Here is a 20,213-nt window from a genome sequence, read left to right on the forward strand (position 1 = left end):
CCATCGCCCGCAAGGGCCTGAAGGCCCTTTTTGCGCCTGTTTTATGGCTGGCCGTGCTGGCCGCATGGTTCGTCTCAGAGCTAGGGCAGGCCCGCGATCATGCAGTTATGGCCTCAAATTGAATTTTGCAAGGCCGACTAACCAGCATCACGATAACGACTGCACCTGAGCCGCGGGCCTGTTGAGGCGAGAACGAAGGAAACCCGAATGCCTGCACCTGGCACAGCACGCCCAACAGCGCGCCCTTGCCGATCGGTGAAAAAAAGTGCGCCGCCACCAGCATCAAGTTGGCCCAGATGCATTGCTCCATCAAGCAGATGGGATCTTTGAAGCGCTTGGACCAGCCGCTTCGGATGACCACCAGCGGTGCAATGGCCCCGATCGTCAGATGGCCCAACAAAACAAGCTCCAACCAATCGGGGAACATGTGCTTTGGGATCGCATAGAAGATGACGACGAGAAGCCAGAAAACATACATGCCGGAGACGGCAGATGCCAGCTTCATGAAAGTGCGTGTCTTTGGATCGTCGGTCCACAACAGCCTGGACAGCGAACTTGAGGTGACATGGCTTGCGGTCAGCTCTATGGGTTTCTTGGCCTTGGTGCTGGACATGACCATGGGGGCAGCAGCAGGTGCCGGTGCAGGAAGCGGCCCTCTTCCTGACAACGAATGAGCATCGACATGGACAAACTCAGGGCTGATTCGGTCTCTGCCTGCATGCTTGGCGTCGTACAAGGCCTGATCGGCCAGCTCCATCAGAGGTTGGACGGCGCCATCGCGGTAGGTTGCCAGGCCCGCCGAAAACGTGATGCGCAGGCCAGGGTGCACGGCGCTCCAATCATGCTGGTGAATGGCCGCCCGTAGATCCTGCAAGCGGCGATAGGCCGAACGCCCATCGGCCTCCGGCATCAGCACGACAAACTCTTCCCCACCCCAACGGGCCACTGTTTCGAATGGCTCGAACACCGATGAAGCGATCTCGGAAAAGCGTTTGAGTACGGCATCTCCCACGGCGTGGCCGTGCTGATCATTCACACGTTTGAAGAAGTCGATGTCCAGCATCCCCACCGTGAATGGCACACCAAAGCGCACCGTCTTGCTGCTTGCGGCGCTTCACCAAGGTACGCGCGTGGGTCGAAACCATGGCCAGCGTCGGAAGCAGCAATGCCAGGCAGCCGAGGTTCAACAACTCATCGATCAGCTTGGGCCCGTTCGGGTGCGCCACCCAAATGCTGATGGAGTTGGCGAGCTGGAGCACGGTCGCTGCAGCGATGACTAACCTCACTTGCTTCACGGGCAAGCGACGCATGTCGTAGACCACGATCACGGCCAGCCACATGAAGGCCACGCCTCGGCTGATTTCAATCAGGTGATACGACAGTGCGACAACCACCACGCTGAACAACACCTGTGGAAGGACCGCCAATGGATCGCGCCACCGAAGCGTGAGTCCTGACCAGATCAATCCCCCGAAGGTACCGAGGCCACCTGCAATGACCACGGCAATCAAATGCGCTCGCTCTATCGGGAACAGATTGAGCCATGCGCCGATATAAAGCACGACCAGCGCCAGCACGTAGCTTGGCAGCGTCAGAACAAACCGGCGCATCGCCTGGCCGTGCACTGTTGCCGAAGAAGCGTGAATGCTGCTTTCGTCAGGCCCTGCGCTTAGGGTGGCCGGAGAGGTTGTCAACACGGCTTGACGGGGTTCACGATGTCGAATTTTCGTTCGATTTCATTTCCATCGCATCATCATCTTAAGTTGCATAGGCGTGACCTGGCGAATCAGCCATTCGTGTGTTTACGTCTTCGCTCGCTGTTTATGAAATGCAGCAACTGAACGAATCGAAAAGGCGGAAAATTTTCACGAAACATCTTTCAAAGCCCAGAAAAACGGGGGGGGGCAGTTCACAGCGACCAATCTGGGGTGGACGAGCAATTGGCACTCGAGACTGCACCGACAAGGGCATGTCTTCCGTCCATGTTGGGCCATGCCTACAGCTGCGACCCCATCAACGAGGCCACGCGTTCCATCAAGCGCTCGTGCCACGGCCTTTTTTGCCATTGCGCCAGCGTGATCTGTCGGGCGCGCGCCAGGTCTTGTTCAAACACCTCGGTCTGCTGAGCGGCGAAGCCCGCATCCATGATGTTGAGGGTGGCCTCGTCATTCAGGCTGAAGGAACGGTTGTCGAAATTGGTCGAGCCCACAGACACCATGCGGCCATCCACGATCATCACCTTGCAGTGGTACATGGTGGGCTGGTATTCGGCGATGACGGCGCCCGCCGCCAACAGCGGCCCCCATTGGGCCCGCGACGCCTGGCGCACGGCATCGGTGTCGATGTGTTCGCCAGGCACGATGATGCGCAGCTTCACGCCCCGTTTCAACGCGGCCACGAGTGCATTGGATGTCAACTCGTCCGGCACAAAATAAGCGGCCGACAGATCAATGGAATGCGATGCCGCAGCAATGGACAAGAGGTACATCAGCTGCATGTTCTCGCTGCCGCCAGAAGGCGAGCTGCTGAACATCTGTGCCCAGACATCGCCCCGCGCCTGGATGTCGGGGAAATAGATCGGCCCGTGCAGCACCTCGCCGCTGACTTTGATCCAGTTGTCGAGGAACACGGATTGCATCTGCGCCACCACGGGGCCTTCGATGCGGAAATGGGTGTCGCGCCAGTGATCGGGATCCTGGGCATGGCCAGTCCATGGCGGCGCAATGCCGACCCCGCCGGTGTAGCCAACGCGGCCATCCACCACCAGGAGCTTGCGGTGGGTCCGGTTGTTCATGCGGCCAAGGTGCGTCCAATGGGGTGGGTGGAAGCGGCGGATCTGCACACCAGCTTGGCGCATCTCATCAAGAAGCTCATCTTCCATTTTGGCGCTGCCCACCCAATCCAGCAGCACATGCACCTTCACGCCATGCTTGGCTCGCTCGGCCAGTGCGTCAGCGAACTGCTGCCCAATGGCACCCGACCAATAGATGTAGGTTTCAAAGGTGATGGAGGCTTGCGCAGACCGGATGTCCGCCAACATGGCGGGGAAGATCTCATCGCCATTGATCAAGGCCTGCGCGCGGTTGCCACCCACGAATGGTGGCCCCAGCATCACGCCAAGTTCTTTCATGAACCCGGCATCGCTCAGTGCGTGAATGCGGTCGATGCGGCGCTCGACGTTGGTTTCGTTGCCTTTGAAGTTGAAAGCGATGAGCACCACGGCCAGGGTGGAGAGCACTGTCAACAGGATGATTCCGACGGTTCGTTGGATGGGTGGCTGAATGGGCATCTGAGACTCAAGGCTGGCGCAAGCGAGTCGTCTTACTGAGCAAACGGCGTTCCCAGCGTGGCCACCACTGAAAGAAATGTTTCCAGTCGTTCAAGGCTGTACTGCACGCTGCACCACTCCGCTATGGTGGAGGACGCGCACCCAAAGCGCGGGTCAAACTCAAACAGTGGAGCACTTCATGCGTTCATCCAGCTTACTCACCGCGGCCTCCTTGGGCCTGGCAGCTTTGGTGTCTCAAGCCCAGGCCGTGCCCCTCAGCTACAACTTCGATGCCATCGCAACAGGCGACATCGACGGCCCCATCAGCGGCTCGTTCACCGTGGACTTGGCCCGCGTGTGGAACAGCTACGATCTGACCACCCCCGAAGGCCAGCCACTCTTCGTTCAATTCGAAGACCCAGAAGGCGGCTTTGGCATGATCGACTGGACGCTGCCCGGCGACCAACGCACCACCGGTTCGATCTGGGGCGCCACCATCAGCCGGGCCAAGCTGGCCAACGGCGGCAGCACCCTCACCGTGGCCACATCGGCCGCCTTCAGCCGGGGTGCGAGTGGCGAACAGGTGTTCTCACTGACTTACACCAGTGACACCGACATCCTCTACACCCTGCGCCATCCCTTCCTGTCCTTGAACGACATCACGTCAGCCACGGGCAGCTACAAACACTACTACGCCTTGTTCGGCGAGGTGTCCATCGACCGGGAATTTTCCTTCACCGTGAGCTCCACCTCGGCGGTACCCGAACCATCGGCCATCGCCCTGCTGCTGGCGGGGGTGGCGATGTCGGGCCTGCTGATCATCGCAGGGCGCCAAAGGCGCACCGTGCGGCGCGGCTGAATGTCATAGCTGACTTGCCGATGGGGAACGCCGATTGCCACTGTGGATGAACACCATGGAGACCCCTATGAGCACCACTGCCCTCAACCCCCTGCCCACCATCACCGACCTGATCCGCGAGGACCATGCCCAGGTGGCGGACATTTTCCGCCGCTACCAAACCGAGGCCCCCGCCCATGCCAAACAGAAATTGGTGGGTGCCGTGAGCCAGATGCTGGAAATCCAAACCCGGCTCAAAGACGAAATCTTTTTTCCGGCCCTGCGTGCCTTGGCCACGGACGAGACAATCCTGGCTCGAAGTGAAGCGGCGCACCACCAGATGCACAGCCTGATCGGGCAATTGCGCGACATGCGACCCACCGCAACCCTGTACGACGACACCGTCACCACCTTGAACAAGGTTTTCAACGTCCACGCGACCGAGGAGGAGGCCGTGCTGTTGCACGCCGAACGCCTCCTGCCGGATCAACTGATCAAGCTCGGCGCCAGGATGCGCACTCGCCGCCGGGTGCTGAGCAGACCTCGCATGGGCCAGGTGGGCGCCCTGCTGCTGACCGCAGGGAGCCTTGTGGCGGGCGGCTACCTGATCAAGCGCGCTCTGGAGCGCCGCCTCTGAACACGTGACTCACCACCTGGAGCGGTGATCCTCGGTCACGCCCAACAAGCCTGAGACCTGGCGCGCCACGGCACCTCGCGAGGCCCTGACGGTGCCATTGAAGGTGCCCACCGGCTGCACATAGTGGCTGGACGCGAGCCAGACATCGCGGTCTTCCTGGCGGGCACCTTCCGGCGTGAACATCAGGTCGAGCAGGCCGTCGTCGGTGTGCACACGCCACGGCGCCATCGGCCGCTTTGGATTGAACTCGAAGTGGGCGGCCCCCAAGGGGATCAACTGGCCATCCAGCCAAAGCGCGTTTTCATTCACGCCGAAATAGCCTTGCTGCAGGTTGAACCCCACCTCGGCACTGTGCGCGCAAGCCCAGCGCCAATCGGTGTTGCGCGCCAGCAAGCCGTTGGAGCTGTCCAGGCAAGCCACCGCGTTTGACAAGTCAAAGCGCCGCCCCCTCACGTTCAGCCAACCAGTCACCGGCAAGGCCGACGACTTCTGAGTGGCGTGCGCCACGCCCCCCGTCACCGGGCCCACGCCCAGCAAGAAGGGCGCTGCCTCGGCCAGTGACAAGTCCACCTGCACTTTCATGGCGCGGGTTCGCACGCTCAGCTCCAGCACATCGCCATCAGCGGCCTCCCCGTCTTCATCCGAAGCGCCATGTTGCAGCAGCAAGCGGGCGAAAGGCCCTTTGAACCAGGCCCGCGCGCCTTGCACCGGCTCGTCAGACACCCCGCCCTGCCAACCCGGCAAACCATCTTGCCGCCAGTTGGCGACCATCTCGCCGCGCATGCGGTCAAACGCGTAGGCAAACGCGGTGCACATCCACCCCAGGTCCACGATGGCCACCCCGACGAACACCTCCTCATTGCCGATGCCCACGTATTGCCAGCGCTTGTGGTGCAAGTGGCGCCACAGCCAGGACCGCGCGTGCGGCCCCTCCAGGGCTTGCCAGTCAATCCGGTCGATCCGACCCGCGTAGCGGCCAAACAATGGCGCGCCATCGGACACGATTTCAGGGGGTGTGGGCGGCAGCATGGGCAGGGCATCTCGCTTCATGAGGCGAAGCCTGGACTGAAAATGGGGGTTGGCGACTCAGTGTTTTCCAACAGGACGGGTGACAAATCACCGCTCTGGGCGCCTGACGACCAAAGCAGGCGTGGCATGCAAGTTGCACGATGCAAAAGCACGGCACACAGCGGAGAGTCCCCATGCCTCGATTCCTCAAATCCATTTTTGGCCAGGTGGTGCTGGCACTGGTGTTGGGTGTGGTGCTCGGCGTGGCCTGGCCTGACACGGCCGTGAAGCTCAAGCCCCTGGGCGACGGCTTCATCAAGCTGGTCAAGATGCTCATCCCCCTGATTGTGTTTTGCGTGGTGGTGCACGGCATCGCGGGCACGGGTGATCTGAAGCGCGTGGGCCGCGTGGGCATCAAGGCCTTGATCTACTTCGAAGTGCTGACCACCTTGGCCCTGGGGCTCGGCTTGGTCCTGGCCTACTGGCTGCAGCCCGGCGTCGGCATGAACGTGGACCCCAAGGCGCTGGACGCCTCGGCCCTGGGCACGTACGCGGCCAATGCCGACAAGCTCAGCAGCGGCGGGCTCCCGGAGTTCCTGCTCAAGCTCATCCCGACCACCGCGGTCAGCGCCTTTGCCAATGGCGACGTGCTCCAGGTGCTGCTGTTCTCCATTCTGTTCGGATGCGCCCTGGCCTTGATCGGCGAGCGCGGGCAGCGCGTGAGCAGCCTCATCGAAGACCTCTCGCACGTGCTGTTCAAGATCATGGGCATCATCATCAAGCTGGCGCCACTGGGCGTGCTGGGCGCCATCGCCTTCACGGTGGGCAAATACGGCATCGGGTCATTGCAGCAACTGGCCATGCTGGTGCTGGTGTTCTACGCAGCGGTGCTGATGTTCGTGGTGGTGGTGCTTGGCGGCATCATGCGGATGTCGGGCCTGAGCCTGTTCAAGCTGTTGCGCTATTTGCGTGAGGAGCTGATGGTGGTGTTTGCCACCACCTCGTCGGACAGCGTCCTGCCACAGATCATGGCCAAACTTCGGGCCCTGGGCATCCGCGACTCCACCGTCGGGCTGGTCATCCCCACCGGCTACTCGTTCAACCTCGATGCCTTTTCCATCTACATCACCCTGGCCGCCGTGTTCATCGCGCAAGCCACCAACACGCCCATCACCATGACCGACCTGCTGGCGATCCTGGCCATCTCGCTGGTGACGTCCAAAGGCGCGCATGGCGTGCCCGGCTCGGCCATCGTGGTGCTGGCCGCGACCCTGCATGCCATCCCGGCCATCCCTGCCATCGGGCTGGTGCTGGTGCTCTCGGTCGACTGGTTCATGGGCATCGCCCGTGCCCTGGGCAACCTGATTGGCAACTGCGTGGCCACCGTGGCCATTGCCCGCTGGGAGGGTGACATCGACATGGCACATGCGCGCATAATGCTCGACGGGCAGGCCCCAGCATCGGAGACGAGCTTTAAGCCGAGTTGATCCTGTTTTTTGCAGTACGTTTGTTTTGCCACTTGACGGAGCAACCACCATGCACAACAGCAATTCTCGCGCTCGCCCTTGGGGCGCCTTGATCGTTTTGTCGGGCACCCTGGCCATGCCAGCCCTGGCTCAATCGTCCGTGACCCTCTATGGCATCGTTGATGTCTCCATCGAGCGCGTCGAGGGCATCGACAACCTGACACGGGTCAGTTCGGGCAACCTGAGCGGCTCCCGCCTGGGGTTTCGCGGCATCGAAGACCTGGGCGCCGGCCTGAAAGCCAAATTCACCCTCGAGTCCGCCATCCGGGTCGACACTGGCGCCAACGGCGGCGGCAGCGACCGTTTCTGGGACCGCCAGGCCTGGGTGGGCCTGAGTTCGGACCTGGGCGAGTTGCGCCTGGGCCGCACCGACTCGTCATTGGCCCTGGTCACCGACATGATCGGCACCCAGGCCTACGACGACCTGACCATCGTGGGCACGCGCGGCGCGAACAGCTACCGCCGCATGGACAACACCATCACCTACCTGATCCCCGCCGTGCTGCCCGGCCTGACGGGCCAACTGCAGTACTCGCTGGCCAACAGTGGATTTTCATCAACGGGCGTCCTGACCACCACGCCTGGCACCGAGTCCTCGGTTGACAACGCGGGCAAGGTGTGGAGCGCCAACCTGGCGTACACGACCGGGCCCTTCGCCGCCGCCTTGGGTTACCTGGACGCCGCTGATGAAAGCCGTGCCCTGGCTGGCAAGCAGCGCGCGCGCGCAGCCATGGGCCTGGCCAGCTGGGACTTCGGCGTCGCCAAGGTCACGGGGTACTACAACACCGAAACCAGTTTCGGCCCCGACCGGCTGTCCACCTGGGGCGGCAAAGTGGCGGTCCCCCTCGGGGCCTTCACCGTCATTGGCGGCGTGTCGCACACCGAGGGCACCACCATCGCCGACAACGACGACGATGCCGTCAGGATTTACTCACTGAAAGGTGTGTACGCCTTGTCCAAGCGCACCTCGGTGTACGCCTGGTACGACTACATCGACAACGACACCGTGGCCAGCAAGGGCATCGTCACCACGGCGGCAGGACAGAGCGGCCAAGGGCTGGCCATCGGGGTGCGCCACCTGTTCTGAGGCGCGTGCGGGATCTGAGGCGGGTGCGGGATAATCCCCCCATGCATCCTCAAGCCCTCCTCGAACTCACCGGCGCCCTGCTGCGTGACATCCTCAAGCTCGACGCCCCGGCCGACACCCTGGTATCGCTTTTTTTCCGCAAGAACAAAAACCTGGGCCAGCGCGAGCGCCACGCCCTGGCCGAGACGGCCTACGCCGTGCTGCGCCAGAAGCTGCTTTGGCAGCATTTGGCGCAGTCCGGCTTCGGTCCGATGGACCGCCGTCTGACCTTGCTGGCCTGGCAGGGCCAGGAACACGTGCTGAAGCTGGGCATCAACCCGGACGAAGCCGCCTGGCTGGACCGAATCAAGAAGATCGACCGCACCACCCTGCCCGACAAGCTGCGCCACAACCTGCCCGACTGGCTGGCCAACCGCCTGCGCGAGCAACTCAGCCCGGAAGAGTTCTGGGCTTTTGTCGAGACCATGTCGGGTGGCGCCCCGCTGGATTTGCGCGTCAACCCCTTGAAATCCAAGCGCGAAGCCGTGCTGGAAGCCTTGGCCGCCGCCGAAATCCCCGCCACCGAAACCCCGTTCTCGCCCTGGGGCATCCGCATCGAGGGCAAGCCTGCCCTGCAGAAAATGGATTTGTACACCGGCGGCCATGTCGAGGTGCAGGACGAGGGCAGCCAGTTGCTGGCCCTGATGACCGGCGCCAAGCGCGGCGAGATGATCGTGGACTTTTGCGCGGGCGCAGGCGGCAAGACGCTGGCCCTGGGCGCCATGATGCGCAACACCGGCCGCCTTTATGCCTTTGACATCTCAGGCCACCGCCTGGAGGCCCTGAAGCCCCGGCTGGCGCGCAGCGGGCTGTCGAACGTGTACCCCACGCAGATCGCGCACGAGCGCGACGACCGCATCAAGCGCCTGTCGGGCAAGATCGACCGCGTGCTGGTCGATGCCCCGTGCACCGGCCTGGGCACCCTGCGGCGCAACCCCGACCTGAAATGGCGTCAAAGCCCCAAGGGCGTTGAAGAAATGCAGGTCAAGCAGAAAGCCATCTTGCACAGCGCTGCGCGTTTGCTGAAACCCGGCGGCCGACTGGTCTATGCCACGTGCAGCCTGATGCCCGGCGAGAACGAAGTCGTGGCCGATGCCTTCACGGCGGAGCACCCGGAATTTGTGCAGCTCGACGCACGCCAGGTGCTGGAGCAAGGTGGGGTGGCGCAGGCCGAATCGCTGACCACCCCGGCGGGCCACCTCAGGTTGTGGCCCCACCGGCACCACACCGACGGCTTCTTCGCCGTGGCGTGGGAAAAGAAAGCTTAGAACAAGCTTTCCTTGACGTAGACCACGTCATTGGCCAGGAGCTTGTCATTCATGCCAGGCTCCAGGATCTGCACGGTGCCACCAGCGTCACGGCGGTGAACCTTGATGCCCTTGGCCGTGCCACGTTGCGTCAGGCCGCCCACCGAGGCCAGGGCCTGCAGCAAGGTCATGTCGCGTTCCAGGCGCATGGAGCCGCCGCGCAGCACTTCACCATAGATGTAGATGGTGGGCGCGCGGTCCACCCAGATGGCGTCGTTGTTTTCCAGCGGGAAGTCTTCGGTCGTGCCCGAGGCAGCGAACACCTGCGGGAAGTCAATCTCCTTGCGGAAAGGCTTGCCATTGCGCTTGCCAGAGACCACCACCGTGTCAGAACCCTGGATGGGCACGATGCCGCCAGCCTGGGCCAACAGATCGCTCAAGCGGTTGGAGCCCGACTCCAGCGGATAACGCCCTGGGCGGTTGACCAGGCCCAGCACCGACACCTGGTTGCTCTTGACCGAGGTCAACAGGATGGAAACCTGGGGTTGCTTGAGGAAGTTGCCGGTCTTCAAGCCATCGGCGATTTTCTTTTCGGCATCGGAGACCGACAGGCCACCCAGCTTGACCGTGCCCAGCAGCGGGTAGGAGATGGTGCCAGCTTCGGAGACGCGGGCATCCAGTGTCAGATCGACGTTCTGGAACACCGTGATGCGGATGATGTCGCCGGGACCGAGCACATAGTCGCCTTGCGATGCCGCGTGGGCATGGCCAGCGGCCATCAGGGTCACCGACAGCAGCCATTGAGCGATGAGACGCATCCACTTCATGTTGAAAGATCCTCTGGTCAGGTAAATGTAGGAGCAGGCAACCTGGCTGGCGCCTCGCGAACGTGTCAATGTATCACTTGGCCCGGCGCTACTGGGTAACCCCAAGAGCGCCCCAAGGTCCAGGCACGACAGCTCAGTAGAGTCCGTTTTCGCGGACTGGTTCCATGCGGGCCAGAAATGCGGCGATCTCGGTGGCCGGCATGGGCCGGGCCATCCAGAAGCCCTGCACCAGGTCGCAACCCAGCGCGCGCAACATCACCATCTGCTCGGGCAGTTCCACGCCTTCGGCGGTGGTTTCCAGGCGCAAGGCCTTGGCCAGGCTGATGATGGCGGTCACCACGGCCTGGGCGTCGGGGTCGCTGTCCAGCGATCGCACGAACATGCCGTCGATCTTGAGCTGGTCCATCGGAAAGCGGCGCAAATAGGCCAACGATGAATAGCCGGTGCCAAAGTCGTCCAGGGCCACGCGGATGCCCCGGCTGCGCAAGGCCGCCAGCGTGGCCTGTGCGCCCTCGTGGTCATCGATCAGGGCCGATTCGGTGATTTCCAGCTCCAGCCTTTCGGCAGGCAAACCGCTGTCGGCCAGCGCCTGCTCCACGATGTCCACCACCGAATGGCTGCGGAACTGCACCGCCGACAGGTTGACCGCCACGCGGATCCCGTCAGGCCATTGCATGGCCACCTTGCAGGCCTGGCGCAGCACCCAGGTGCCCAGGGGCACGATCTGGCCGGTTTCTTCGGCCACGGGGATGAACTCGTTGGGGCCGATCAGGCCGCGTTCCTGGTGCTGCCAGCGCACCAGGGCCTCGAAGCCCACCACCTGCCCGGTCCGGGTGCTGACCTGGGGTTGGTAGTGCACGGCGAATTGTTCATCGGCCAGCGCCACGCCCATTTCCTGCTGCAGGCGGGCACGCGCCCTGGCGCTCTCGCCCATCACGGGCACGAAAAAGCGGTGTGTGTTGCGCCCACCGGCCTTGGCCGCGTACAGGGCCAGGTCGGCGCTTTGCAGCAAGGTCTGGGGGCTGGTGCCATCGCGCGGGGCCAGCGCCATGCCAATGCTGGCACGCACTTCCACGCGCACATCTTCCAGCTGGCAAGGCGTGGCCAGGGCCGCCAGCAGGCGATCGCCCAGCTCGGCCGCCGAGGCTTCATCACCAGCCTGCCAGCTCAGCAAGGCGAACTCGTCACCGCCCAGGCGCGCCAGCAGATCGCCGGGCGCCACGCAGGCCTTGATGCGCGCGGCCACACTGCGCAGCAACTGGTCGCCCACGGCGTGGCCCAGTGAATCGTTGATGCCCTTGAAGTTGTCCAGGTCCACGAACAACAAGGCGCAGCCGCGCTGCGAGGTCTCAACGCTGGCGCAGACCCGCGCCAGCTCCAGGCTGAAGCAATGGCGGTTGGCCAGCCCGGTCAAGGCATCGACATTGGCCAGGCGCGCCATTTCGTCACGCGCAATGCGCCCCTGCGTCACATCGGCGCCCACGCCGCGCCAGCCAGCGGCACGGCCCCGGTCGTCAAACAGCGGCTTGGCCATCAAGGACCACCAGCGCAATTCACCATCGACCTGCACGGGCAATTCCAGATCGCGGAAAGGCCTCCCCAAGCGCAAATGGGACTGGAGTTGTTCGAAAGCGCTGGCCGCCTCGGTCGATTCGGCGGGCAGCATGGTGGACACCAGGTCGGTGAACGAGTGCTTGAGCAACTGGTGGGCCGACAGGCCAAAGGACTGCGCCAGGCGCGCGGACACGTGGCGGAAATGCCCAGTGTGCGAGATCTCCCAAAGCCAATCGCTGGCGTGTTCTTCAAAATCGCGCAGCAAGAGGTCGATCAGTTGCCGCTGGCGGTCGGCTTCGGCCTCGGTCCGCAGGCGGCTGAAGAACATGCGCGCGTTGGCCATGGTCACGCCCATGACCGTGACCGACCAGATGCCCAGCAGGCCCAGGATCGACACGTTGTTGATGTAGACGGACCGCTGCAGGGCCATGGCCGTGGCCCCGGCCATGACCAGCACATATGCGCAAGCCGCGATCGGGATCGAGCTGAGGATCAGCCCCCCGCCGCACATCATGCCCACCAGGACCGATGAGATCAACAACTGCCCCAGGTGGTCGGAGATCGGGAACATCATGACCGGGATCGCAGCCCAGATGACCGCGAAAGCCGAAACGCTCCAGGTCACCACGTGCAAGCTCCCCCGGCTGGCCACGGGCTTGGCTTTGCCCGTCAGCAAAAGGCGCATGCCCCGGTCCAGCATCACCAGGCTCAGCACGGCCAACACCACCCACAGGCACAGCGACCACGCGGGCATCTGCCCCCAGAAAGTGGCGGCGATGGTGACCGTGGCGATGAGGTTGCCCATGAACACCATGGGCAGCAAGCCCACGACGGCCAGGATCTGGCGCGCCCGGAAGTGGCGGGCGTTGTGGCCGTCCACGTGCTCACTGGCAGACGCCTCACGCCACAAGGTCGTCAGGCGCTGACGCCAGTTGCTCGGCGGCAGCGGAGCAGGTTTGCCCTTCTTCAATGGGACGGAAAGCTCGGTCATGGACAAGACATGGGCAACATCCAGGTGAGATCGGCTTTTGAGCGTGCAACTTGAGCGCGCCAGGGCCATTCTGGGCTCGTTTGCTCAGGGTTGCCCCCAGGAAGGGGAATGCCTCACGACGGACGGCATCAACTCGCAAGGCAATTGGCTTACCATGGCCGCCCTTGCCGTGCCCTGAATGCCTGCTGCCATGAGCGACTCGAAGCCTACCCTTTCCGACGCCGAACAATCCCTGTGCGATGCCGCGCTGGAGTTCCACCGCCTGCCCACCCGCGGCAAGATCGCCGTCCACTCGACCAAACCGCTGTCCAACCAGCGCGATCTGTCGCTGGCCTACTCGCCGGGGGTGGCCTACCCCTGCCTGGCCATCGAAAAAGACCCCAGCCTGGCGTTTGACTACACCTCGCGCGGCAACCTGGTCGGCGTGATCACCAATGGCACGGCCGTGCTGGGCCTGGGCGACATCGGCCCACTGGCCTCCAAGCCGGTCATGGAAGGCAAGGGTTGCCTGTTCAAGAAATTTGCGGGCATCGACGTGTTCGACATCGAGCTGGCCGAGCGCGATCCGGACAAGCTGGTCGACATCATCGCCGCGCTGGAGCCCACGCTGGGCGGCATCAACCTGGAAGACATCAAGGCGCCCGAGTGCTTCTACATCGAGCAAAAGCTGAAAGAGCGCCTGAACATCCCCATCTTCCACGATGACCAGCATGGCACGGCCATCATCTCCAGCGCCGCGCTGCTGAACGGGCTGGAGCTGGTCGGCAAGAAGATCGGTGAAGTGAAGATCGCCGTGTCGGGCGCGGGCGCCGCCGCCATTGCCTGCCTGGACCTGATGGTGGGCCTGGGCGTGAACCGCGCCAATGTGTTCGTGTGCGACTCCAAGGGCGTGATCCACACCGAGCGCAGCGACAAGCTGGACGCGTCCAAGCGCCGCTACGCGCAGCCCACCAACGCCCGCACCCTGGCCGACGTGATGAACGGCGCCGACGTGTTCCTGGGCTGCTCGGCGGCTGGCGTGGTCTCGGCCGAGATGGTCAAGACCATGGCACGTGATCCCATCATCCTGGCCCTGGCCAACCCCGAGCCCGAGATCCGCCCCGAGATCGCCAAGGCCGCGCGCCCCGATTGCATCATCGCCACGGGCCGCTCGGACTACCCCAACCAGGTCAACAACGTCCTGTGCTTCCCGTACATCTTCCGGGGGGCGCTGGATTGCGGCGCCACCAAGATCACGGACGAGATGAAGCTGGCCTGCGTGCGCCAGATCGCCGACCTGGCCAAGTCAGAGACGAGCGACGAAGTGGCCGCCGCCTACCCGGGCCGCGAGATGCGCTTCGGGCCCGACTACCTGATCCCCACGCCGTTTGATTCACGCCTGATTTTGCGCATTGCACCTGCCGTGGCCGAGGCAGCCGCCGCATCGGGCGTGGCCACGCGGCCCATCACCGACATCGCGGCCTACCGTGATTCGCTGTCGCAGTTCGTCAGCAACACGGGCCTGTTCATGCGCCCGGTGTTCATGGGCGCCAAGGCCGCGCCCAAGCGCATTGCCTTTGCCGAGGGCGAAGATGAGCGCGTGCTGCGTGCCGCCCAGGTCGCCATCGATGAAGGCATCGCACACCCCATCCTGGTGGGCCGCCCCGAGGTCATTGAAGAGCGCGTGCTGCGCGCAGGTTTGCGCCTCAAAGCTGGCGTGAACTGCGAGGTGGTCAACCCCGGCAAGGACGACCGCTTCCGCCAGTACTACGAGGCTTACCACGCCCTGCGCGCCAGAGACGGCATCACGCCCGAGCTGGCCAAGGTGGTGGTGCGCCGATCCAACTCGCTGATCGCCACGATGATGGTCAAACTGGGCGATGCCGACGGGATGATCTGTGGCGTGATCGGCCGCTACGACCTGCACCTTGAGCAGGTCCGCGAAGTGATCGGCCTGCGCCCCGGCGCCCACGGACTGGCCGCGCTGAATGCGCTGATCCTGGAGAATCATTCGCTGTTCATCGCCGACACCTTCGTCAACGAGGAGCCCACGGCCGAGCAACTGGCCGACATCGCGGTGCTGGCGGTGGAAGAGGTGCAACGCTTTGGCCTGCCGCCGCGCGTGGCCTTCTTGTCTCACTCGATGTTTGGCTCCAGCACGCGGCCTTCGGCCCGCAAGATGCGTCTGGCGCGTGACCTGTTCGTGGCCCGCATGCCGCACATCCCGGCCGATGGCGAGATGCAGGGCGACGCCGCGCTGAGCGAAAGCGTGCGCACCAAGCTGCTGCCTGAGAGCACCTTGCACGGCTCGGCCAACATCCTGATCCTGCCCAACCTGGACGCGGCCAACATCTTGTTCAACGTGTTGAAGATGACGGGTGGACAAGGCGTGACGGTGGGCCCGATCCTGCTGGGCGCCGCAGCGCCGGTGCACATCCTGACGCCGTCGGCCACGGTGCGCCGCATCGTGAACATGACGGCGCTGGCGGTGGCGCACGGCGCGGCGGCCAGCGCGGCGCGCTGATTTCGCTTTGTCCTGGCAGCGCGGGGCGCGGGCTGGGGCGGTCTCCGGCCCTTTGTTCGCCCCGCTGGTGGCACGCCACCTCCCCCTAACCGTGCCACGCCACCAGCGGGGCGATCAGGGATGAGGCGGAGGCGGGCGGGGCGACTTCGGGGGCGTCGAGGCGCGCAGGCCACGGCGGGTTGCCCCTCGCACAGCGAGGGGTCGGCGAGGACTGTCTGAGCTGGCCGCAGGCCAGCGAGTTCCGCAGCCGCCCGCCGTGGCCGAGCACCGCAGAGCAGTCCTTTGCTACGCGGTGGACCGCCACCATAGGAGCCCTGCCCGCCTCCGCCTCATCCCCGCCCCGCGCTGCCACGACAAAGCAAACCGCCCAACGCAAGCCCACACCACCACCCGCGCCAACTCAAAACCCAGGGCCAAACAGAACATCAGCTCCCTGAGCCCGAAGCCAACAACTGCTTGATGTCCGAGGTCAGCGCATCCGCCCCCAAGCCATAGCGCACAAACAAACGCACCTGCCCACTCGGATCAAACACGAAGCCACCCGCGGTGTGGTCCATCGTGTAGCCCTTGCCATCCTGCGTCGGCACCTTCTGGTAAAACACCTTGAAGTCACGCGACGCCGCGTTGATCTCTTCCAGCGAGCCGCGCAGGCCGATGAAGCTGGGATCCATGCCCGTCAGGTAAGCCTTGAGCACCTCGGCCGTGTCGCGCTCCGGGTCGATGGTGATGAACACACCCTGCACGCGCTCACCATCCTTGCCCAGCCGACGCTTGACCTCGGCCAGCTCGGCCATGGTCGTGGGGCAAACTTCGGGGCACTGCGTGAAGCCGAAGAACACGAACACCACCTTGCCCTTGAAATCGGCCAGCGTGCGCTTCTTGCCATCGAAATCGGTCAGCGAAAACTGCTTGGCATAGTCCGCGCCGGTGATGTCCACCGATTTGAATGACGATGACGACGGCTTGGCAACTGCCGCAGCCTGTGGCTGGCTGCTGCTCGGATCGGTGCTCTCAGCACGCTGATCACAGCCCACCAGGAGCATCGACGATGCCAGCACCCACGTGCAGGCCACGGCCACAGAAGACTTGATGTTGCGCATGAGGTGTCTCAGATCGGCACGTAGTGGTCCACCAGCAAAGCCGCGAACAGCAGCATCAGGTAGATGATGGAAAACTTGAAGGTCTGGCGGGCCAGCTCATCGCTGTAGTGGCGCCAAAGGCGAAAAGCATAGGCCACGAACCACAAGCCCAGCACCAAGGCCGACACCAGGTAAATCCAGCCGCTCATGTGATAGATGAAGGGCAGCAAGGTGCCCGCCAGCAGCACGAAGGTGTAAAGCAACACGTGCAAGCGCGTGAACTCGTTGCCGTGCGTGACCGGCAACATCGGCAGACCGGCGCGGGCGTAGTCCTCGACCCGGTACAAAGCCAGGGCCCAGAAATGCGGCGGCGTCCACAAGAAGATGATCAGGCAGAGCATCCAGGCTTCTGGATCGACCGAGCCGCGCATCGCGGCCCAGCCCAGCACGGGCGGCATGGCGCCTGACGCGCCCCCGATGACGATGTTCTGCGGCGTCAGGGGCTTGAGCACCACGGTGTAGATGATGGCGTAGCCCACGAAGGTGGCCAGGGTGAGCCACATCGTCAGGGCATTGACCCACAGGATCAGGATGGCCATGCCCAAGATGCACAGGCCCGCGCTGAACAACAGGGTTTGCGTCTTGGTGAGCTCTCCACGCGCCGTGGGGCGCCAGGACGTGCGTTTCATGCGCGAATCGATCTCTTGCTCGATCAGGCAGTTGAACGCCGCCGCCGCCCCCGCCACCAACCAGATGCCGATGCAGGCGGCCAGGGCCGTCAAGGCTTCGGCTTGGGAGGGCATGCCCGGCACGGCCAGCAACATGCCGATCACCGCGCAAAACACGATCAGTTGCACCACGCGCGGCTTGGTCAGCACGTAAAACTGCTTGAAACGCGAGGGCAAGCTCATCGCGGGCGGGCTGGAGGCAACGGATTCAGTCATGTGGGGGATCGCTAGGTCAGGCCCGATTTTAAGAGGTGCGCGGAGAAATCAGGGCCCCGCGCGGTTGTACCAGCAAACGCACCAACCACCACACCAGCAGGGCCGCGCCCAGGGTGTGGCCCAAGGCGGCCACCAGCGGCCAGCCCAGCACCACATTGCTCAGCCCCGTGATCAATTGCCAGGCCGCCAGGGCCCACAGGCCCATGGCTTCGCGCCGCCACCAGCGCGCCCGCCACAAGCCCCAGGCCAGTGCCACCATGGCGGCCAACACCAACACAGCCGCCAGGCGGTGAACCATGTGGATGGCGGTCAAACCCGCCAGGGTGATGTGCGCCCCCAGGCCATCACCCCCCAAGGGGCGCAACAGGCGAAAACCGGTTTCGAAATCCATGTCGGGCCACCATTGCCCCTGGCACAGCGGCACTTCGCTGCAGGCCAGCACCGCCGAATTGGTGCTGACCCAACCGCCCAAGGCCATCTGAACCACCGCCAGGGCCAGCACCAACAGGGCCCCGTGCCTGAGCGAAGAGCGGCGCCAAGCCTGGGCCACAGCGGGATTCACCTGGTCCAGCGCCCGCGCCTGCGCGGTCAACAAGCCCACCCCCAGCAAGCCGCCCAGCAAATGCCCGGTGACCACCAGCGGATAAAGCTTCAGCGTGACCGTCAAGGCGCCGAACGCGCCCTGTGCGCACACCCACACGAAAGTCAGCGTGGGCCACCAAGGCGACAGGCTGCCCCGCTTGTGGCGGCCCCACCAGGCCGCGATCATCAAACCCGTGATCAAGGCACCCACGCCGGAGGCCAGGTAACGGTGGATCATCTCGATCCACGCCTTGCCATGCGTGACCGGGCCGCTGGGCAGGATGGCCTGCGCTTCTTCGATCAGCGAGCGGGCGCCCACCGGGCTGTTGTGCCCATAGCAACCCGGCCAATCCGGGCAACCCAGGCCAGAATCCGTCAGGCGCGTGAAGGCGCCAAACACCACGAGGTCCAAGGTCAGGAAAAGCGTGGCCAGGGTCAGGGCGCGTTGCCAGGCGGGCCAGCCTTGCAGCCCCTCGCGGCGCCCTTTCACCACCACCCACAGCAGCGGCAACACCGCCAGCAAAGCGCCCACCAGGGCGATCTCCAACGCCGGGTTCCAGTCGATCCAACCACCCATGTCGTGCCCCAGCCCGCCTCAGCGGCCCGCCTCGTCCCAGGAATCGTTGGCCTTCATCAGGCGGCTGAGGTCACGTTTGACCTTGCTCATGTCGGGCTGCGCCGGAAAACGCATCATCCAGGCCCCGTTGGGATCGACCAGGTACAAATGGGCGCTCAAGGGCTGCCCCGCCTCGGGGCTGAGCCACTTGGCCAGCTCAGCGGCGGATGTGCGCAACACCGTCGTGCCCTCCAGGCCTGGCTTGATGGCATCGCGCACCGGTGCGTCATCGGTGATGAGCCAGACGCGGTCCACCCGGTCCTTGTCCCGGCCCAGCGTCTCGCGCACCTGGCGCTGCCAGTACAGGTGCTGCTCGCAGGCAGCATCACAGGCGCCGTCGGCCACCGTCACCAGGAGCCACTGCCCTTTGAGCGAAGACGCGGTCACGGGCCGATTTTGCGGATCCTTGAGCGGCAACGCCGCGTCGGCGGGCATGTCACGCATGGGCAGGATCAGGCTGCCGTAGTTGGCGCGCCCCTCAGGCCGGATCACGTAATAGGTCAGGTACGAGGCCACCACCGGCGTGGCACAGATGGCCCACACCAGCAGCATCTTGATCCGGCCAAGGCGCGTGCGCTGCCCCTGCTCGGCCTGCGGTGCCGAGGGCAAGCTGTGCACGCTCATTTGCACCAGGGGGTCACCGCGTTCGGCGGCGGAGGGGGCTGAGGAGTTGGAACCAGACATACAGTCCTGTGATCAAGGCGGCCAGGGCGAACCACTGAGCCGCGTAAGCATGGTGTTTTCCGACATCGGAGGCCGGTGCAGGCCAATCGCGCCGCAAAGGAAAGCCCGACGCGTCGGGGGGAAAGGCCTGGCCAGACGCCGATGTCTCGGGCTGCAACTGGAGCACCACGGTGGGCGCCACCGTCACCGCCTTGCCCAGCAGGGCCGTCACGGCCGCGAAGTCGATATTCTGGACGATGCGGGGGCTGGACGCGGCCAGTGAGGCCATGTCGGCCCCCAAACTGTAGGAGCGGGACAATTCAGGCAGCACACGCCCGACCAGTTGAACAGGGCCCACGGGGGTCAGGAATGGCGGAATCTGGGCGCGGTCTTGCGCGTTGCGGGGCACCCATCCGCGTTGCACCAAGAGCAGCTGCGCAGCACAAGGCCCGGGGCCTTCGAGTTGCATCGCGGTGATGACATAGAACCCGGCCCGGCCACCCATGGCACGGTTGTCCAGCAACCAGGTGCGCTGAGGCAACCACTGGCCGCGCAGCACCACGCGGCGGTTCACCAGCAAGGCATCGGCCTGCGCGTCACAATGCAAGGCCTCATTGCCGAGAATGGGCAAGGCATCGCGCTCGGCCACCGCCGCTTGCCGGGCGAGTTTTTCGTCTGCGCGGTGCAGTTGCCAGCGCCCCAGAGACGCGGTCAGCCCCACCGCCAGCATGGCGGCCACCAAAACCAGGGCCCGGCGCCAACGCGGGCTCATCGGCCCCTCATCCGTGCCACGCCACCGACATA

The 20,213-nt window shown here is 64.3% G+C and carries 17 protein-coding genes; 6 read left to right on the forward strand and 11 right to left on the reverse strand.

From position 1 onward, the window contains the following. Window positions 1-97 precede the first annotated feature (97 nt). The 3 genes from Q7V20_RS09880 to Q7V20_RS09890 form a co-directional block, all read right to left on the reverse strand. Window positions 98-1,063, reverse strand: a complete 966-nt coding sequence (locus Q7V20_RS09880; RefSeq protein ID WP_304789975.1) for a GGDEF domain-containing protein — start codon at window positions 1,061-1,063, stop codon at window positions 98-100. Continuing rightward, a complete protein-coding gene (locus Q7V20_RS09885) occupies window positions 1,029-1,697 on the reverse strand; it encodes a hypothetical protein (RefSeq protein WP_304789978.1) in 669 nt (222 codons plus the stop codon). The genes Q7V20_RS09880 and Q7V20_RS09885 overlap by 35 nt, the downstream gene beginning before the upstream one ends. Before the next feature lie 299 nt (window positions 1,698-1,996). Beyond that, window positions 1,997-3,289 carry a phosphatidylserine/phosphatidylglycerophosphate/cardiolipin synthase family protein gene (locus tag Q7V20_RS09890; RefSeq protein WP_304789983.1) on the reverse strand — a complete coding sequence of 431 codons (1,293 nt, stop codon included), beginning with the start codon at window positions 3,287-3,289 and terminating at the stop codon, window positions 1,997-1,999. Between the two features lie 178 nt (window positions 3,290-3,467). Here Q7V20_RS09890 and Q7V20_RS09895 point away from each other — a divergent pair, with 178 nt between their 5' ends. Both Q7V20_RS09895 and Q7V20_RS09900 read left to right on the forward strand, forming a co-directional pair. Then, window positions 3,468-4,127 carry a PEP-CTERM sorting domain-containing protein gene (locus Q7V20_RS09895; protein WP_304789986.1) on the forward strand — a complete coding sequence of 220 codons (660 nt, stop codon included), beginning with the start codon at window positions 3,468-3,470 and terminating at the stop codon, window positions 4,125-4,127. A gap of 67 nt (window positions 4,128-4,194) precedes the next feature. Beyond that, window positions 4,195-4,743, forward strand: coding sequence for a hemerythrin domain-containing protein (locus Q7V20_RS09900; protein ID WP_304789989.1), 549 nt, complete (start codon window positions 4,195-4,197; stop codon window positions 4,741-4,743). Between the two features lie 9 nt (window positions 4,744-4,752). Here the strand turns inward: Q7V20_RS09900 and Q7V20_RS09905 are convergent, their stop codons facing one another. Further along, complete coding sequence (locus tag Q7V20_RS09905) at window positions 4,753-5,793, reverse strand: DUF2804 domain-containing protein (RefSeq protein WP_304789991.1); 1,041 nt, start codon at window positions 5,791-5,793, stop codon at window positions 4,753-4,755. Window positions 5,794-5,945: 152 nt separating this feature from the next. Between Q7V20_RS09905 and Q7V20_RS09910 the strand changes: the two genes are divergently transcribed. Genes Q7V20_RS09910 through Q7V20_RS09920 form a run of 3 tightly spaced genes read left to right on the forward strand, consistent with a single transcriptional unit; the run spans window position 5,946 to window position 9,671 of the window. Further along, the gene (locus Q7V20_RS09910; RefSeq protein ID WP_304789994.1) at window positions 5,946-7,238 is read left to right on the forward strand and encodes a C4-dicarboxylate transporter DctA; all 1,293 of its coding nucleotides are present in this window, start codon (window positions 5,946-5,948) and stop codon (window positions 7,236-7,238) included. 49 nt (window positions 7,239-7,287) lie between these two features. Next, entirely contained in the window at window positions 7,288-8,364 is a 1,077-nt protein-coding gene (locus Q7V20_RS09915; protein ID WP_304789997.1) for a porin, read from the forward strand. A gap of 41 nt (window positions 8,365-8,405) precedes the next feature. Next, window positions 8,406-9,671, forward strand: a complete 1,266-nt coding sequence (locus tag Q7V20_RS09920; RefSeq protein ID WP_304790000.1) for an RsmB/NOP family class I SAM-dependent RNA methyltransferase — start codon at window positions 8,406-8,408, stop codon at window positions 9,669-9,671. On the opposite strand, the gene epsE is transcribed toward Q7V20_RS09920, so the two are convergent. Together epsE and Q7V20_RS09930 are read right to left on the reverse strand one after the other, a co-directional pair. After that, window positions 9,668-10,477, reverse strand: a complete 810-nt coding sequence (epsE, locus tag Q7V20_RS09925) for a polysaccharide export protein EpsE (RefSeq protein WP_304790002.1) — start codon at window positions 10,475-10,477, stop codon at window positions 9,668-9,670. The genes Q7V20_RS09920 and epsE overlap by 4 nt on opposite strands. 133 nt (window positions 10,478-10,610) lie before the next feature. Beyond that, window positions 10,611-13,022: a bifunctional diguanylate cyclase/phosphodiesterase gene (locus Q7V20_RS09930; RefSeq protein ID WP_304790005.1), complete on the reverse strand. Its 2,412-nt coding sequence runs from the start codon at window positions 13,020-13,022 to the stop codon at window positions 10,611-10,613. Window positions 13,023-13,212: 190 nt separating this feature from the next. Here Q7V20_RS09930 and Q7V20_RS09935 point away from each other — a divergent pair, with 190 nt between their 5' ends. Continuing rightward, window positions 13,213-15,525, forward strand: a complete 2,313-nt coding sequence (locus Q7V20_RS09935; RefSeq protein WP_304790007.1) for an NADP-dependent malic enzyme — start codon at window positions 13,213-13,215, stop codon at window positions 15,523-15,525. A 425-nt stretch (window positions 15,526-15,950) separates the two neighbouring features. On the opposite strand, the gene Q7V20_RS09940 is transcribed toward Q7V20_RS09935, so the two are convergent. From Q7V20_RS09940 to Q7V20_RS09960, 5 genes are read right to left on the reverse strand one after another with little or no spacing between them, the layout of a single operon-like run. Further along, entirely contained in the window at window positions 15,951-16,625 is a 675-nt protein-coding gene (locus Q7V20_RS09940) for an SCO family protein (RefSeq protein ID WP_304790010.1), read from the reverse strand. A gap of 8 nt (window positions 16,626-16,633) precedes the next feature. Then, window positions 16,634-17,548 carry a heme o synthase gene (gene cyoE / locus Q7V20_RS09945; protein ID WP_304790013.1) on the reverse strand — a complete coding sequence of 305 codons (915 nt, stop codon included), beginning with the start codon at window positions 17,546-17,548 and terminating at the stop codon, window positions 16,634-16,636. 28 nt (window positions 17,549-17,576) lie between these two features. Continuing rightward, entirely contained in the window at window positions 17,577-18,707 is a 1,131-nt protein-coding gene (locus Q7V20_RS09950; RefSeq protein ID WP_304790016.1) for a heme A synthase, read from the reverse strand. Between the two features lie 18 nt (window positions 18,708-18,725). Further along, on the reverse strand, window positions 18,726-19,430 hold the full coding sequence (locus Q7V20_RS09955; RefSeq protein ID WP_304790018.1) for a hypothetical protein: 705 nt from the start codon (window positions 19,428-19,430) through the stop codon (window positions 18,726-18,728). After that, complete coding sequence (locus tag Q7V20_RS09960) at window positions 19,384-20,181, reverse strand: SURF1 family protein (protein WP_304790020.1); 798 nt, start codon at window positions 20,179-20,181, stop codon at window positions 19,384-19,386. The genes Q7V20_RS09955 and Q7V20_RS09960 overlap by 47 nt, the downstream gene beginning before the upstream one ends. Window positions 20,182-20,213: the final 32 nt, after the last annotated feature.

Origin of the sequence: Aquabacterium sp., assembly GCF_030652515.1 — a bacterium.
Lineage (GTDB): Bacteria > Pseudomonadota > Gammaproteobacteria > Burkholderiales > Burkholderiaceae_C > Aquabacterium.